General features: G+C 49.4%; 14 protein-coding genes. 4 read left to right on the top strand and 10 right to left on the bottom strand.

Annotated features, from left to right (window positions below):
- Positions 1–9: 9 nt before the first annotated feature.
- The 4 genes from purL to EPO18_RS07340 all read right to left on the bottom strand — a co-directional run bounded on the left by purL (position 10) and on the right by EPO18_RS07340 (position 6250).
- Positions 10–4038 (bottom strand): phosphoribosylformylglycinamidine synthase, encoded by a 4029-nt coding sequence (purL, locus tag EPO18_RS07355; protein WP_292432555.1) that lies wholly within the window; start codon positions 4036–4038, stop codon positions 10–12.
- A gap of 105 nt (positions 4039–4143) precedes the next feature.
- Entirely contained in the window at positions 4144–4800 is a 657-nt protein-coding gene (gene bamC, locus EPO18_RS07350; RefSeq protein ID WP_292432553.1) for an outer membrane protein assembly factor BamC, read from the bottom strand.
- On the bottom strand, positions 4797–5717 hold the full coding sequence (gene dapA / locus EPO18_RS07345; RefSeq protein WP_292432551.1) for a 4-hydroxy-tetrahydrodipicolinate synthase: 921 nt from the start codon (positions 5715–5717) through the stop codon (positions 4797–4799). The genes bamC and dapA overlap by 4 nt, the downstream gene beginning before the upstream one ends.
- 86 nt (positions 5718–5803) lie before the next feature.
- Positions 5804–6250 carry a YaiI/YqxD family protein gene (locus tag EPO18_RS07340; RefSeq protein WP_292432549.1) on the bottom strand — a complete coding sequence of 149 codons (447 nt, stop codon included), beginning with the start codon at positions 6248–6250 and terminating at the stop codon, positions 5804–5806.
- A gap of 121 nt (positions 6251–6371) precedes the next feature.
- Here EPO18_RS07340 and EPO18_RS07335 point away from each other — a divergent pair, with 121 nt between their 5' ends.
- Positions 6372–8162 carry a DEAD/DEAH box helicase gene (locus EPO18_RS07335; RefSeq protein ID WP_292432547.1) on the top strand — a complete coding sequence of 597 codons (1791 nt, stop codon included), beginning with the start codon at positions 6372–6374 and terminating at the stop codon, positions 8160–8162.
- A 205-nt stretch (positions 8163–8367) separates the two neighbouring features.
- Here the strand turns inward: EPO18_RS07335 and dnaQ are convergent, their stop codons facing one another.
- On the bottom strand, positions 8368–9102 hold the full coding sequence (gene dnaQ / locus EPO18_RS07330; RefSeq protein ID WP_292432545.1) for a DNA polymerase III subunit epsilon: 735 nt from the start codon (positions 9100–9102) through the stop codon (positions 8368–8370).
- A gap of 180 nt (positions 9103–9282) precedes the next feature.
- Here dnaQ and EPO18_RS07325 point away from each other — a divergent pair, with 180 nt between their 5' ends.
- A complete protein-coding gene (locus tag EPO18_RS07325) occupies positions 9283–9666 on the top strand; it encodes a YajD family HNH nuclease (RefSeq protein ID WP_292432544.1) in 384 nt (127 codons plus the stop codon).
- Between the two features lie 11 nt (positions 9667–9677).
- Here the strand turns inward: EPO18_RS07325 and EPO18_RS07320 are convergent, their stop codons facing one another.
- The gene (locus EPO18_RS07320) at positions 9678–10130 is read right to left on the bottom strand and encodes a PilZ domain-containing protein (RefSeq protein WP_292432542.1); all 453 of its coding nucleotides are present in this window, start codon (positions 10128–10130) and stop codon (positions 9678–9680) included.
- A gap of 342 nt (positions 10131–10472) precedes the next feature.
- Here EPO18_RS07320 and EPO18_RS07315 point away from each other — a divergent pair, with 342 nt between their 5' ends.
- Both EPO18_RS07315 and EPO18_RS07310 read left to right on the top strand, forming a co-directional pair.
- Positions 10473–10910 carry a YeeE/YedE family protein gene (locus tag EPO18_RS07315; protein WP_292432541.1) on the top strand — a complete coding sequence of 146 codons (438 nt, stop codon included), beginning with the start codon at positions 10473–10475 and terminating at the stop codon, positions 10908–10910.
- A 2-nt stretch (positions 10911–10912) separates the two neighbouring features.
- Positions 10913–11329 (top strand): DUF6691 family protein, encoded by a 417-nt coding sequence (locus EPO18_RS07310; RefSeq protein WP_292432539.1) that lies wholly within the window; start codon positions 10913–10915, stop codon positions 11327–11329.
- Positions 11330–11606: 277 nt separating this feature from the next.
- Here the strand turns inward: EPO18_RS07310 and EPO18_RS07305 are convergent, their stop codons facing one another.
- The 4 genes from EPO18_RS07305 to EPO18_RS07290 all read right to left on the bottom strand — a co-directional run bounded on the left by EPO18_RS07305 (position 11607) and on the right by EPO18_RS07290 (position 15416).
- On the bottom strand, positions 11607–12257 hold the full coding sequence (locus tag EPO18_RS07305) for a transmembrane-type terpene cyclase (protein WP_292432537.1): 651 nt from the start codon (positions 12255–12257) through the stop codon (positions 11607–11609).
- Between the two features lie 36 nt (positions 12258–12293).
- Complete coding sequence (locus EPO18_RS07300) at positions 12294–13259, bottom strand: UbiA prenyltransferase family protein (protein ID WP_292432535.1); 966 nt, start codon at positions 13257–13259, stop codon at positions 12294–12296.
- Between the two features lie 430 nt (positions 13260–13689).
- A complete protein-coding gene (locus tag EPO18_RS07295) occupies positions 13690–15030 on the bottom strand; it encodes a sigma 54-interacting transcriptional regulator (protein WP_292432533.1) in 1341 nt (446 codons plus the stop codon).
- Positions 15027–15416 (bottom strand): response regulator, encoded by a 390-nt coding sequence (locus EPO18_RS07290; protein WP_292432531.1) that lies wholly within the window; start codon positions 15414–15416, stop codon positions 15027–15029. Before EPO18_RS07290 ends, EPO18_RS07295 begins: the two co-directional genes overlap by 4 nt.
- Between the last annotated feature and the right edge of the window lie 10 nt (positions 15417–15426).

Here is a 15426-nt window from a genome sequence, read left to right as displayed (position 1 = left end):
TGAAGACACTTAGCCCACCCATGCCCTGGCGTTTCTGAACAGGCGTATCCACGCGCCATATTCACCCCAATCATCAGGATGCCATGAGTTCTGCAAGGTCCTAAAGCAGCGCTCGGGGTGCGGCATCATAATGGTAAATCGTCCATCCGTGGTGGTCAGCCCGGTAATACCGAACGGCGAACCATTGGGATTGGCAGGAAATTCCGTGGTTAATTCACCGTAATTATCGACATAGCACAAAGCCACGGCGCCAGCTTCAAGCGCAACTGCCGGATCTGCGGCAAATTCCGCACGCCCTTCGCCATGCGCAATGGCTACCGGCATCCTGGAACCTTCCATACCGGCAAATAGGATGGATGGCGATTTTTGCACTTCAACCAACGCCACCCGCGCTTCAAATTGTTCGGAGGTGTTGCGCATGAAACGCGGCCAATGTTCGGCACCGGGAATGATGTCTTTTAATCCCGACATCATCTGGCAACCGTTACAAACGCCCAAACCGAAGGTATCGGGGCGTTGGAAAAATGCAGCGAATTCATCGCGGCAGCGCGGATTGAACAGGATCGATTTTGCCCAGCCGCCTCCTGCGCCCAATACGTCGCCATAAGAAAAACCGCCGCAGGCCACCAGACCTGTGAAATCAGCCAAACTGACCCGGCCATGAATAATGTCGCTCATATGCACATCGATGCTGGTAAACCCTGCGCGATCGAATGCCGCCGCCATCTCCACATGGCCGTTAACGCCCTGCTCGCGCAGTATCGCGACTTTGGGTCTTGCTGCATTTCTGAACGGTGCGGTCACGTCGTCGTTGACATCAAAAGTCAATGCAACATTCAAGCCTGGGTCTCCATCATCGGCGATTCGTTCAAACTGTTGCTGTGCGCATTCAGGGTTATCGCGCAAAGCCTGCATCTTGTAGCTAAGCTCGGACCAGATGCCTTGCAGTTCGGCTCGACCGGCCGAATAAACAACCTCCCCGGCATGGCGAACGGTCAGTTGCTGTTCTTCGGCAACTGCTGCGTACGCTGCTCTCGATCGCTGTTCCGGACGCGATTCTACCTCGGCAACTGCTCCTGCGTCGCCTAAAGCGCCTACTGTTGGTGCTCTCGGCAACCGCTCCATGCGTTGCTCTACCTCCCCCATCCGTGGGGTCGTACCTCCCGCATCCACGCAGTCGCCAATGACCTTGCCTATTACATAAATGCAATCTATCAGGCCTGATTGTTTTAACAGTTCCACAACGTCCTTACAGTCGCTTTGACGCACTTGCAATACGGCTCCCAATTCTTCATTAAACAATGCCGCCAGCACATCTTCGCCCAAGCTGTCGAGCGTCAGGGCCACACCCAGCCTGCTTGCAAACATCATTTCCGTGACCGTAGCCAGTAAGCCGCCATCGGAACGGTCATGATAGCTCAGCAATTTACCTTGTCCGTTGAGCATTTGAATGCTATCAAAGAAAGCTTTCAACAAACTTGCTTCATCCAGGTCGGGGCAGTCATCGCCGAGCTGGTTGTAAACTTGCGCCAGCACTGATCCGCCCAACCGGTTTTTACCTGCGCCCAGGTCGATCAGGATAAGAGCACTATCTTCATCCGGTACACAGCGCAATTGCGGAGTCAGGGTAAGGCTAATGTCGGCAACCGGCGCAAACGCGGTAATTACCAGCGACAACGGCGCGGTCATGGTTTTTGCATCCCACACGGTTTTCATCGACAAGGAATCCTTGCCCACCGGTATTGCGATACCCAGCTCAGGACACAATTCCATGCCCACCGCTTTGACGGTATCGAACAATGCCGCATCTTCGCCTTGATAACCGGCTGCGGCCATCCAGTTTGCGGACAGTTTGATTTTTTTCAACGAATCTATGCTGGCGGCGGCAATATTAGTGATGGCCTCGCCTATCGCCATACGACCTGATGCCGGCGCGTCGATAACCGCAATCGGAGAACGTTCGCCCATCGCCATAGCTTCGCCGGTCATAGAATGAAAGCCGACTGCGGTAACCGCCACATCGGCCACCGGCACTTGCCACGGACCAACCATTTGATCCCGTGCAACCAAACCGGTTACCGAACGGTCGCCGATATGGATCAGAAAGCTTTTATCGGCGACGGCCGGGAATGACAAGACTCGCTTGACCGCTTCGTCAAGTCTGATGCCGCTAAGATCCAGTGCTTTGGTATTGGCCGGAACATGCTCGACGTTGCGATGCAGCTTGGGCGACTTGCCGAACAGAACCGACATCGGAATATCGACCGGCTTGTCGCCAAGCAACTCGTCGTTAAGCAATAAATGCTCTTCTTCGGTTGCCTCGCCGATTACCGCAAACAGGCAATGTTCGCGTTCGCAAAAAGCGGTAAATAATTCCAGCGATTCAGGCTTAATCGCAACCACATAACGTTCCTGCGCTTCATTGCACCAAATCTGCATCGGGGACATGCCTTTATCGGCATTATGCACCTTGCGCAATCCGAAGCGTCCGCCGCGGTCGCAATCGTGGATGATTTCCGGCACTGCATTAGATAAACCGCCTGCGCCAATATCATGAATGGATACAATCGGCGTATCGCTGCCCATCGAGTTGCAATGGTTGATAACTTCCTGGCAACGGCGCTCCATTTCAGGGTTTTCCCGCTGCACGGAGGCAAAGTCCAAATCTTCAGAACCCGCTCCGGATGCCTGCGATGAAGCCGCGCCGCCGCCGAGGCCAATCAACATGGCTGGACCACCCAAGATGATGATCAACGAACCGGCTGGTATCGAGTGTTTCTTGACCAGCATCGGCCGGATGTTGCCTAGGCCACCCGCGATCATGATCGGTTTGTGATAACCCCGAAATTCATTGTCCTTGCCCGGAACCGCTTGCTCAAAGCTGCGGAAATAACCGGTCAGGTTGGGTCTGCCGAATTCGTTATTAAACGCCGCGCCGCCGAGCGGACCTTCCAGCATGATGGTTAATGCAGAAGCTATACGTTCGGGCTTGCCGTTATCCGCTTCCCAAGGCTGGGGAAAACCGGGAATTTTTAAATGAGACACCGAAAATCCGGTTAATCCGGCTTTCGGAGAAGAACCGCGGCCGGTCGCGCCTTCATCGCGGATTTCGCCGCCGGAGCCGGTTGCCGCGCCCGGATAAGGTGAAATAGCAGTAGGATGATTATGGGTTTCGACTTTCATCAGCAAATGCGCGTCTTCTTCGACATAGCCGTATTCGCCGGTTTGCGCATTGCGTATGAAAACCTGTTCGGTCGAGCCGGTCATGACCGAGGCATTATCGCTGTAGGCCGTCAAAATACCTTCCGGGCTTTTTGCCGAGGTATTGCGGATCATTTTGAACAAAGACTGCGCTTGTTCTACGCCGTCTATCGTCCAATCCGCATTAAAAATCTTGTGCCGGCAATGTTCCGAATTAGCCTGGGCAAACATCATCAATTCAACATCGGTCGGATTTCTGCCCAACGCTTGAAAGCTGTCGGTCAGATAATCGATTTCATCATCGGACAAGGCCAGACCCAATTCGGTATCGGCGTCAACCAACGCGTCACGGCCCTGCTCCATGATGGCGACATGCAGTAACGATTTGGGCTGATGCAAAACAAACAATTCCGGGTCACTATCGCCATCAAAGACGGTTTGGGTCATCCGGTCATGCAATAATACTTTTACCGAAGCCGGTAACGGCTGATTGACATCCAGCGTGTACTCGATACCCCGCTCGATACGCTTAACTTCCAATAACCCACAACGCTGGGCTATTTCGGTCGCCTTGCTGGACCAGGGTGAAATCGTGCCTGAGCGCGGTACAACCAGTAAGCGCACACCTAAAACATCAGCGCTGGCTTGCGTGGGACCGTAAGCTAATAGCTGCTTTAGAATCGCGGATTGACTGTCATCCAAGTCACCTTCAATATCCACAAAATGAATAAACCTCGCTGAAACAGCCTTGATAGCGGGTTCTATAGACTGAAGCTCAGCCAGTAGTTTGTTAATGCGAAAGTCGGAAAGCGCGGATGTTCCAGAGATTTTTAACATGTGGAAAAAAGGTACAAGGTAAAAGGTGCAAGGTTCAAGGGGCGCGGTGCAAGTGTCGGTTTTTTAACCTTTTACCTTTTACCTTGCGCCTTTTACCTCAATAAATCACTTAGCCAAGTCGGCTTTTATAGTGTCATGCAAAAGCGTCATCAAACTTAAACTTATCCTATCTGTCGCCGATTTTTGGTCTTTATCCATAATAATGACATCGGTTTGCTGGCCGCTTTCTACTAATTTCAAGACATATTCTTGTTCACTGATATCAAATCCCACGAAAAAAAAGACGACTTCGTCCCAAATAGATCCATCTTCCACTTCATTCTTGTTTGGATCATATTGGACATGAAACAGTCTTTCTTCCTGATTGCGATTGGTTACTTCGATAGAATTTCGGCTTAATGCTTTGCCGACCATTCGCCAAGCTATAGCTACCGGTGCACCGATACGCAATTGCTTTGCTCCTTGCTCGGAGTCAAGCAATTCAACCTGAATTAACTTTTTGTCTATGGCAGGAGCTGTTTCAGTTGGCGTGACAGCGGAAGCGGCATCGGGTGTTTCAGAGACAGGCGCATTCGTCGTTTCAGCAGCCGGAGCTTTTGCAATTGAGCCACCGCCAAGATCTGCCGGCAAGACCAATGGGGGAATTTCAGTCGTAAACTGATAATCTTTTTCTTTGTCCGGAAATAAGTTTTTTATATAAGTGCAGGCCGACACATTGACCAAAGCAGCACCGATAATAAGCAGCCTGATTTTAGTTTTCATAACGCGTTCGCAGAAGATAGAGCGGCGCAAGAGCCGTTACCGGAAATCACTTCAGCCTGACGCATTGCATCGCGAACCGCATCGAAGCAATCTTCGGTCAACCAAGTCAGCGGTAAACGTATGCCCTTCCTCATCAACCCCATTTCGGCAACAGCCCATTTGACCGGGATCGGATTCGACTGGATAAACAGTTTTTCATGTAACGCGGCGAGTTTTTTGTCGATAGCTAAAGCGGCTTCACTGTCGCCCGTTATCGCCAGCATAATCATTTCATGCACCAGTTTTGGCGCGACATTGCCTGTTACAGTAATGCTGCCGTTACCGCCTAGCAGGCAAAACTCACGGCTGGTCGCATCGTCGCCGGTGTAAATTGCAAAATCGTCACCGGCCAAATCGCGGATTTTTTTAACTCTGGACAAATCGCCGGTCGCCTCTTTAACGCCGACGATGTTCTTCAAATGAGACAGTCGACCAACGGTTTCAGGCAACATATCGCAAGCAGTACGTCCCGGTACGTTGTATAAAATCTGGGGAATATCGACGGCTTCGCTGATAGCTTTGTAATGCAGGTACAAGCCTTCTTGAGTAGGCTTGTTGTAATAGGGAGTCACGATCAGACAGGCATCGGCCCCGGCTTCTTTAGCCAAACGGGTCAAGTTGATCGCTTCGGTAGTCGAGTTTGCGCCGGTTCCGGCAATCACGGGAATTCTACTGCCGACATAATCAACAATCGACTTGATCACATCGCAATGTTCATGTTCATCCAGCGTCGCCGACTCGCCTGTGGTACCGACAGCGACTAAAGCATCGGTTCCCTGTGCTATATGAAATTCCACCAACCTTTTTAAGCTTTCCTTATCCACTGCACCGCTTTCATCCATCGGCGTTACTAAAGCTACGATACTACCTTGAATCATGAAATCTCTCGATCAGAATTAATGCTGTTACAAAACTACTGTCATTATAACAAGCAAATAACTAAAACTCAGCTTGATACGTAATTTTACTGGTATTTAGCCAAAAAACGATCCAGCGCATTGGCGAAATCTTGCTTGTCCCGTAACCCAAGAGGCGGAGGCCCTTCCGCTGATTGACCGGTACTGCGCAATTCTTCCATAAAATCCCGCATAGCCAATCGCTCCTTGATATTTTCTTTAGTATAAAGCTCGCCTCGGGGATTAATGGCATGGGCGTTTTTTGTTATCACTTCAGCCGCCAACGGAATGTCGGCGGTAATCACCAGATCATCTTGCTGCAAATGTTTGACTATATAATTATCAGCCACATCAAAACCGCCTGGGACCTGCACCGCACTGATAACTTTGGATGGCGGTATGGTTAAAAACCTATTGGCCACCAATGTCAGCAGCAACTGCTTTCGTTCCGCTGCCCGATATAAAATCTCTTTAATCATATTAGGGCATGCGTCCGCATCAACCCAAATCCTCATAATCAAGCTCCTTGTCCAGTTAATTTTGCTGCAAATGTTAATATACTGCGTTATAATACTCTGATAAACAAACACATTTCTCCGCGCTTACGCGCATTCTATATCTACAACAGGTAAATCCATGTCCAATGATGTTTCTACATTACCCTCTTTCCGTGATTTAGCGCTGATTGAACCGGTGCTAAGAGCGCTGAACGATGTCGGTTATGAAACACCTTCACCCATACAAGCACAAACCATCCCGCTCCTACTGAAAGGCAAAGACGTTCTGGGGCAAGCACAAACAGGAACCGGTAAAACCGCCGCTTTCGCATTACCGATTTTATCGCGCATCGACCTCAAGCAAAAAGACCCGCAAGTTCTGGTTCTAGCGCCAACCCGCGAACTGGCCATTCAGGTGGCGGAAGCGTTTCAACGTTATGCCGCGCATTTAAAAGGCTTCCATGTTCTGCCTATTTACGGAGGACAGGACTATAGTACCCAATTACGCCAGCTAAAACGCGGCGCTCATGTAGTTGTCGGCACACCGGGCCGAGTCATGGATCACATGCGTAAAGGCACTCTGAACCTGGACGGGCTTGGCTACCTGGTTCTTGATGAAGCCGATGAAATGCTGCGCATGGGCTTTATTGACGATGTGGAATGGATTCTCGATCAAATCCCGGAACAAAGACAAATCGCCCTGTTTTCTGCAACGATGCCGTCGGTTATCCGCAAAATCGCTCAGCAGTATCTGCATGAGCCTGAACATGTCACTATTAAAGTTACCAACGCATCGGCAGAATTCATACGGCAACGCTATTGGCTAGTCAGCGGTGTGCACAAACTAGACGCGCTAACCCGCATACTGGAAGCAGAAACGTTTGACGGTATGATTATCTTCGTCAGAACCAAAACCGCAACCGTTGAGCTGGCGGAAAAACTCGAAGCGCGCGGTTATTCCGCCGCCGCCATTAACGGCGATATGTCACAAGCGCTTAGGGAACGCGCTATTGCCAACCTGAAAAACGGCAAACTGGATATTTTGATCGCGACTGACGTCGCCGCACGGGGACTGGATGTAGACCGCATCACTCATGTCGTCAACTATGATATTCCTTACGATACCGAATCCTATGTTCACCGTATCGGTAGAACGGGGCGTGCAGGGCGCACCGGCGATGCAATATTGTTTATTGCCCCCAGAGAAAGAAACTTGCTAAGCAATATTGAAAAAGCAACTAAGCAAAAAGTTGAAGAAATGGGCCTGCCGTCAACCGAAGTCATCAACAATAAACGTATTGCGCGCTTTAAACAAAACATTACCGATACCTTGGCTGCCGAAGAGCTAGGCTTCTTCAGTCAACTGCTGGAACAATACCAACAGGAGCACAATGTTACCGCTTTGGAAATAGCCGCTGCACTGGCAAAGCTGGTTCAGGGCGAAACCCCACTGCTGATGCAAAATCTGCCTAAAAGAGCTAAAGATAGCCGCGATGATAGACCCTCCAGGGATGACAGATCATCAAGATCAGACCGCCCTCAAAAAGACCGCAAACCCAAACGCGCGTTCGGTGGCGGGGCGGACATTGAAATGGAAACCTACCGGATTGAGGCCGGCCACAATCACGGAGTAAAACCAGGCAATATCGTTGGCGCTATAGCTAATGAGACAGGGATTGACGGCGACCATATCGCCCGTATCAGAATTCAAGACGACTACAGTACCGTTGAGTTACCGGCTGGCATGCCGAAAGAACTGTTTCAGGAATTGAAAAAAGTCAGAGTAGCTGGACAGCAACTTAACATATCCAAAATGGATGAGAGTGCTAGAAAAGCGATGAAATTCGACGATGGCGCTAAGAAAGTGGATAAAAGCAAGAAAAGGGTAGGCTCGACATCCAGACGGGCAAAGCCGAAAGCGGCAGAGTAATCTACATCTTTAAGGGCGACCTACCGGTCGCCCCTACCGCAGGAGTCCAAAGCTTGCTTTGGATATTTCAATAAAACTCAACTCCATCATCTCAAAAACAGCATTAGTCCACAAAAGCCAAAAGTAGGCGCCTCTAGGCGACACGAAAAGTACGAAAGAAGTGAGTATGCTGTGTAGTTTTTCGTGAATTAAATAACTTTTTAAGTTAACCCATGCTTTTATTCCAGATACAACCGCCGCTTGCTTTCTCAATAGCTTCCAAACGCTGTTGATGTGCGTTTAGCTCCTCATCCGTACAGCGTATAACATTCAAAGCGGGACGATCCGTAGGCAGATACTTAATCTCGCTATTTACAATCGATTCCTCCGGCCTTCCCTGCCCTTCATCCAACAACGAGGACTGCCCTCCGGTCATCAACAAAAACACATCGGCCAAAATCTCAGCATCCAGCAACGCGCCGTGCAAATCCCTATGACTGTTGTCAATATTGTAACGTTTACACAGCGCATCCAGGCTGTTGCGCTGTCCCGGATGTTTTTTCCTGGCATAGCTCAGGGTGTCAAATACCTTGCTATAATCCGTGACCGCTCCAATTTCGTTATTCAGCCGTGAAAATTCATAATTAATAAAACCGACATCAAACGGCGCATTATGAATGACTAACTCGGCACCCTGAATAAACGCAATAAAATCCTCAACGATACCCGTAAAAGTCGGCTTATCCTCCAAAAACCGATTGGTAATGCCGTGAACCTCAATAGCACCCGCATCGATGATCCGCTCGGGATTAATATAGACATGAAACCGCTTGCCCGTTAAGCGGCGATTAACCAGCTCCACGCAGCCTATCTCAATAATCCTGTGTCCTTCCTGCGGATTTAATCCGGTCGTTTCGGTGTCGAGAACTACCAGTCTATTTGTAAATGTTCGCTTATCCACACGCCACCTTTGGCCCATTAATCATTTTTAAAGTATAAATTCTTTAAGCCGACAGGGCTCAATTAATTTTTTAACAGCCAATAACCGACAAAGACCGACCGCTATTTTTTACTGTTTTTTCTGTTAGAATTTAGACACATTGACTTAGCGTGATTTTTTTGCATTCCAGAAGATACTGATATGACCATCAAAAAAAACCAACTCGACAGAAACAAGCTCGATCAAATCGTAACCGATGCACGGCGCGACCAGAAACTTAGGGAGCAGTCTTATCGCGGACAGGCTCTTAAACTATACCCCTGGGTATGCGGCCGATGCGCTCGTGAATTCGATCATAAAAACCTTGCCGAATTAACAGTGCATCATAAAAACCATAACCACGACGACAATCCATCCGACGGCAGCAACTGGGAATTATTGTGCATTTATTGCCATGACAATGAGCATTCGAGATATGAAGAAACTCGCTTTGACGGCTCGGCAACAACAGAAAAATCCACTGCGCCGGCCTCCACGCACAATCCATTTGCAGATCTAAAATCCCTGCTAAACAGTAAAAAATAAATGAGCTGAGCTTACCTTTGATAAAGGCTTCGCTGCCAGCGTGACCTATCGAAGCGCTGAACTTCAAAACCGTTTTTACAGCCGGATTCAATCAGATAATCCCTGAACTGGGGGTAATGCTGCTCAAAATGAATCCCATATTTAAAAGGCAAAGCAATAGATTGCGTTGCTCCTTCAAAAAACAATTCCACAAACTCATCATACTGGGAACTGTTTTGTTTATTAAACGAATGCACAACCTGGCCATTAAGAAAAAAACTTTCACCTTTTAGAAAACAAAGCGTAATTTTCAAACGGCTGTTCTTTTTTAACTCTTGATTACTACAGATGGCGATGCCCTGCTTACTAACGTTAATAATTTTTACCGGCTGCACCCGATTGAAAAAAACGGGCGTTTTTTTAAACACAGCATCAATATCGTCTCTTTCGTAACGAACTTGTTTTCGGACCGTTTTTTCCGCCATAACGATGACTCCAAATGCGCTTGATTGCCTTAGACAAGAGAACCGTCCCTTTTTTGGAAGTTATATATTGTTTTTGCAAGCGGGTATCCATTCAAAACAGATTAATTTGCTATCAACCCGATCTCAACAATAAAGCCAAAACCTATCTTTACCAATCCGTATCATCACCTAAACGCTAATCCTCAGCAGACAAACCGCTATCGATAATCTATTTGCCGATTTTAGGTTGCAAATCGGTAGGCCGGTCTTGCTTAAGGTTGGGCATATCGCTTTGTGATTATAGATTTTTAGGGGGTTTCTTGTTATATATTTAATACTAATATCATCATTTTAGATAAGCACATGAATTTAAATCATTTTACTCAAAGCACCTATATTGCCGGTTTCTCGGGCGGCTTATTGATCGGTTTTGCCGCTGCAATGCTGGTGTTATTCAATGGCCGGATTGCCGGCATCAGCGGGATTTTAGGCGGCCTGCTACAGGCTGGCAAAGAAGACAAAATCTGGCGCGTAATGTTTCTGCTCGGCTTGATAGCCGCGCCATTTATTTATCGGATTACCTTCGGTTTGCCCGCTGTGACTATCGAAGCGAGAACCATAAAACTGATTGTTGCCGGTTTGTTGGTCGGCATCGGCACCCGCTATGCGTCAGGATGCACCAGCGGACACGGTGTCTGCGGCATTTCACGCGGTTCGATTCGATCTATTGCGGCTACGTTGACTTTCATGATGGCGGGTTTTATCACCGTCTACCTGACCCGCCATCTGTTGGGGATTTAATTATGTTGAATATTAGTGCCTTTTTTGTTGGATTGATCTTCGGTTTGGGGCTTATCGTTTCCGGCATGACCAACCCGGCTAAGATTATCGGCTTTTTGGATTTGGCCGGTGCCTGGGATCCGTCGCTCGCTTTCGTCATGGGCGGCGCTATCCTGATCGGCTCCGGCGGCTTTGCTTTAGCCAAAAAGCGCCGGCGCAGTTTGCTGGGAGCGCCTATGCAACTGCCCACCGCGACCAATCTGGATAAGCGTTTGCTGTTGGGCAGTACGGCTTTTGGCGTCGGTTGGGGAATCGCCGGATTTTGCCCGGGACCCGCCGTTGTCAGTGCGGCGGCAGGACAACCCAAAGCATGGATATTTGTTGCGGCGATGCTGTCCGGCATGGCTTTGTACAGCATCATTGAGCGGCGTGGAAAATGATTCGGTTATCCATAAACTGAACGACAAAAATGAAAAATGATTAATCCATAAACGATCAGACAAAAAGACTTACAACTTACAGCATTTTCATATTGCGTTAGTTACATCGTTGGTGGATGCGTGTTGCTTATCCACCCTACCAGCGACACTTGAAGTAGGGTGGGATAAGTGCAACGCATCCACCAAGGTTATTTACCAAGACTGAAAACGCTGTAACACTAGACGGTTAATCCCACACCGAGCGGCATGCTCGCGCGCTCGGTGCGAGTATGCCGGTTCAAAACCGCGTCCAGGGATTAATGTTCTCCACCCGGCATTGACGCAGGTAAAGCATGATGTAGAGGCTGTCAAACACAACGAAGGCAACCCACACATAAGCGATAAAAAAGGAATGGGGAGTCTGGATGTACTGTCCGGGTATAAGTACGATTGAGCCTAACATTCGCGACAGAACGATATACAACGACTGGCCTCGAACGCTTTGCCTGCGTAACAGCAAACAAGAAAAAGTGATGGAAATCAGCAGTTGATCCCCCCATCCGGTATAGTTGCCATGCCAATCCTGAAACTCGTAAGTGATGGACAACACACCGGCAAAGGCGGTAATTAAAGCCAGGACGGAAGCCGGATAAAACCACTGCCGGGGTAATTGAGCAGGAAACTCTTTGGGAGCAAAGCGCAAGTATTGGTAGACGATGACTAGATCAACCAGAATCCAGGCGATATTCGCATAGTTCATTGGTGGATCATCGGGATGAAGTATCCCGAAGATGAATTCATACGACATGTTAACACAGAGCGGCGCCAACGGCATGCCGTAAGTGCGATCCTTAAACCCGCGGCGGATAATCAGCGCATAGCAGACCAGCCAGAGAATTGCGGAGGACGAGGCGGACAGATTGAATATAAATTGTTGTGTCGGTGTCATGATTATATTTTCCATTTCAGAATTGCATGTTTCATTTCAAGCTAGCGTCGAAAACAGCCAGAATCCCAATAGCGCACAGGGCAGCCACAGCAGGAATTCCGCGTCCATAACGGCATCGCCGGGTAGTTTTCCTTTTGCCAGACCTCGTTCACCATGGCCGAGAACGGCCGACACATAAGGATGGATCAGGGCCAGCCCTAGTAGCCCGACTGGAACCCAGCCGGCCGCTACAAATCCGCACAGCCACAACACAGAGAAATGATTGGCGAGGCGCAGTAACTGAAAGGTTTGCGGCACGCCCAGCAGAAGCGGCAGCGTAGCCACGCCGTCGGCACGATCCCGATGTAGATCCTTGAAATCACAAAACACTGTGTTCACAAAATCGCTCATTAGCATATAGCCGAAGAAGAATACGAGAACCGGCAATCCGCCACCGCCAAGAAAACAGTCGGCGTAAACCATCAAAAGCCCCCAGAAAAAAGCAGTATAGAACGCCTTGATACCGGGAATATCCTTCAAGCGGCGGTATCTCAGAAGTCCAAACGTGAACCTGCCGAACCATTCGGTTCCGTAGAGCACCACCGACAGCGGAAACGCTAACAGCAACAATACCGAGGCTAAATTTGCTTCCAGCGCAGTGATTCCCAATGCGCCTAGGAACGCAGTCACGCCGCACACAGCGAAGATGCGCTGGTGGCGAGCCATGGATCGGCCGCGGTCAGAATCCAGCTCACCGTCGAAACGCCCCACATCCGCCAGATGATCAATCAGGTAGCTGGAATATACCAGCAGAAACGTCGCCAGCGCCAAGGACAAAGAAATTCCGCCGCTGATCGCAAGAGAAACAGCCGAAACAGTGCTTGCGGCGGCAGCGGGTAAAAAAAGGCCCAGACTGGAGCCATGCTGAAGGGCGTCGGCCAACCTGCGCTGAAGTGGCGCTAAGGGTGAGAATGAAAGCGCAAAAAACTCATTCGGATTGAGTGTAAGCGTAGGCTTTAGCATAAGGATTCCTCTTCGATTCATGTATGCCGGGATACCGGTACAAGGGCTGTTTTTTTAATTAATCCGGCGTATTGCCGGCCCTGTTCGAAGAAATATAATGAATGAATCGTGCCAACCTGAATATCGCATTATAAATCAATGCGATATGGTAATTTTTGAAGCTATCCCAACAGCGCCATCTGTTGGGATAGCCCAACAGGGTTATATTGAAAATAGGTTAACTTGTTGAATAATAATTGTTTTATATATGTTGTTCGGAGCAAACAGCCTTTCTTCGCCAATCATGGCTGATAGGAAGCGTTTCTCATCTTGATTCGGCAGGGAAATACGGAGATTACAATTAACTCGAAGCTCATTCGACATATTTTTATACCGCACCCTTCACCCGGCATGACGTTATAGTGATCAGCAATTCATGTGTCACGACCCGTTAATCGGAATCGTCTTTAAACTGTCCCGGTTCCAGATTATGGCGGCGCAGCAGCGTATAAAATTCGCTACGGTTCCTTTTGGCAATCTTGGCCGCGTGGGCGACATTCCCTTGAGTCATTTTCATCAGGCGTATCAGATAGTCTCGCTCAAAGTCCTTCTTTGCCTCGTCCAGCGAAACCGAATCGTCGGTCTGCCGTTGCAGGGCGCGCTGTATCAGGCTGGCCGTTATGATTTCCGTGGTTGACAGGGCCACGACTTTCTCGACGACATTCAGCAGCTGCCTGATGTTGCCCGGCCAGGATGCAGTCAGCAGAATTTCCATCGCGTCAGGCGCGAATCCATTGATGTTTTTGCCGTATTTTTCCGCCAGCTGAAACAGAAAGTGCTTAGCCAACAGGGGAATGTCGTCGGATCGTTCGTTCAGGCCGGGCAGGCAGAGATTCACCACGTTCAGACGGTAGTACAGGTCTTCCCGGAAGCGGCCTTCGGCGATCTCCTTTTCCAGATCGCGGTGGGTAGCTGACACGATGCGAACGTCGATGGATGTAATGTGCAAAGCGCCGACCGGACGTACTGCCTTCTCCTGAAGGACACGCAGCAGCTTCACTTGCAGGGGTAGCGGCATGTCACCGATTTCATCCAGGAACAACGTGCCGCCTTGGGTCGCTACAAACAAGCCTTTGTGGTCTTTTGCCGCACCGGTAAAAGCCCCTTTGACGTGGCCAAACAGTTCCGATTCCAGTAGGTTCTCGGGAATTGCGCCGCAATTGATGGCTGTGAAGGGCTCATCGGAGCGCGGGCTGATACGGTGGATCGCCTGGGCCATGAGCTCTTTGCCGGTTCCCGATGCGCCGGTTATCAGCACACTGGCATCTTGAACTGCGATCATACGGGCCTCGTTGAGCACCGCTTCCATCTGCGTATTGCGAGTAACTATTGCAGTCTTCCAGTCGAATTCATTCGCGGACGAGCCCCCACTTTGCCCCAGAGCTCGTTTCACTTCCGCCAGCAGCGCTTCGGCCTCGAACGGTTTAGTCAAATAACCGAACACGCCCTGACGCATAGCATCCACTGCATGGGAAATCGAAGCATGAGCAGTCAGAATAATAACGGGCAACGCCGGATGGGATTTTTTCAGAATGTCGAACAGCGCCAAGCCATCCATTCCGCCCATGCTTACGTCGGTGATAACCAGATGCGGGCTGTAGCCGGCCATTTTCGCCAAAGCCTCTTCCCCGCTGGAAGCTTCGGTCACGGCATAACCTTCCAGATCCAGCCGCATGGATAGAAGTTTGAGCAGGGCGGGGTCATCGTCTACTGCAAGAATTTGAGATTTCATAGGTTAGGGACGCTTACATTGGGCTCAGGTAGGAGGTTGCTGATCAAATCCAAGAGTTCAAGGTGATGGAAGGGTTTAGTCATAAACCCTTTGGCGCCGTTTTCTAAACAGTATTCGCGATCGCTGGGCAATGCGCTGGCAGTCAAAAAAATCAACGGGATTGACGCAGTCAACGGGTTTTGCATCAATCGATGCAAAACCTGGTAACCATCAACTTCCGGCATCAGCAGATCGCAAAGCACCAGATCCGGAGGTTCGTTTTCGACAAACTCCAGAGCGACGGCGCCATTCTCCGCCGCAACCACGGTATACCCTTCTAATTCCAGCAATTGAGTAACCAATATACGCAGTGCCAAATCGTTTTCAACTACAAGGATTTTCGCCATCGAAAATTAT

This window comes from Methylobacter sp., from assembly GCF_004322395.1.
In the GTDB taxonomy this organism is placed as follows: domain Bacteria; phylum Pseudomonadota; class Gammaproteobacteria; order Methylococcales; family Methylomonadaceae; genus Methylobacter_A.
Note: the sequence above shows the minus strand (reverse complement) of the source record. Positions and strands in the feature narration are given on the sequence as shown.

Excerpts from the sequence above, each read along its gene's own strand:
- EPO18_RS07315 (WP_292432541.1), top strand. The coding sequence starts at position 10,473 with ATGAATTTAAATCATTTTACTCAAAGCACCTATATTGCCGGTTTCTCG.
- purL (WP_292432555.1), bottom strand. The coding sequence starts at position 4,038 with ATGTTAAAAATCTCTGGAACATCCGCGCTTTCCGACTTTCGCATTAAC.
- dapA (WP_292432551.1), bottom strand. The coding sequence starts at position 5,717 with ATGATTCAAGGTAGTATCGTAGCTTTAGTAACGCCGATGGATGAAAGC.
- bamC (WP_292432553.1), bottom strand. The coding sequence starts at position 4,800 with ATGAAAACTAAAATCAGGCTGCTTATTATCGGTGCTGCTTTGGTCAAT.
- EPO18_RS07310 (WP_292432539.1), top strand. The coding sequence starts at position 10,913 with ATGTTGAATATTAGTGCCTTTTTTGTTGGATTGATCTTCGGTTTGGGG.
- EPO18_RS07335 (WP_292432547.1), top strand. The coding sequence starts at position 6,372 with ATGTCCAATGATGTTTCTACATTACCCTCTTTCCGTGATTTAGCGCTG.
- EPO18_RS07305 (WP_292432537.1), bottom strand. The coding sequence starts at position 12,257 with ATGACACCGACACAACAATTTATATTCAATCTGTCCGCCTCGTCCTCC.
- EPO18_RS07300 (WP_292432535.1), bottom strand. The coding sequence starts at position 13,259 with ATGCTAAAGCCTACGCTTACACTCAATCCGAATGAGTTTTTTGCGCTT.
- EPO18_RS07340 (WP_292432549.1), bottom strand. The coding sequence starts at position 6,250 with ATGAGGATTTGGGTTGATGCGGACGCATGCCCTAATATGATTAAAGAG.
- EPO18_RS07320 (WP_292432542.1), bottom strand. The coding sequence starts at position 10,130 with ATGGCGGAAAAAACGGTCCGAAAACAAGTTCGTTACGAAAGAGACGAT.
- EPO18_RS07325 (WP_292432544.1), top strand. The coding sequence starts at position 9,283 with ATGACCATCAAAAAAAACCAACTCGACAGAAACAAGCTCGATCAAATC.
- EPO18_RS07295 (WP_292432533.1), bottom strand. The coding sequence starts at position 15,030 with ATGAAATCTCAAATTCTTGCAGTAGACGATGACCCCGCCCTGCTCAAA.
- EPO18_RS07290 (WP_292432531.1), bottom strand. The coding sequence starts at position 15,416 with ATGGCGAAAATCCTTGTAGTTGAAAACGATTTGGCACTGCGTATATTG.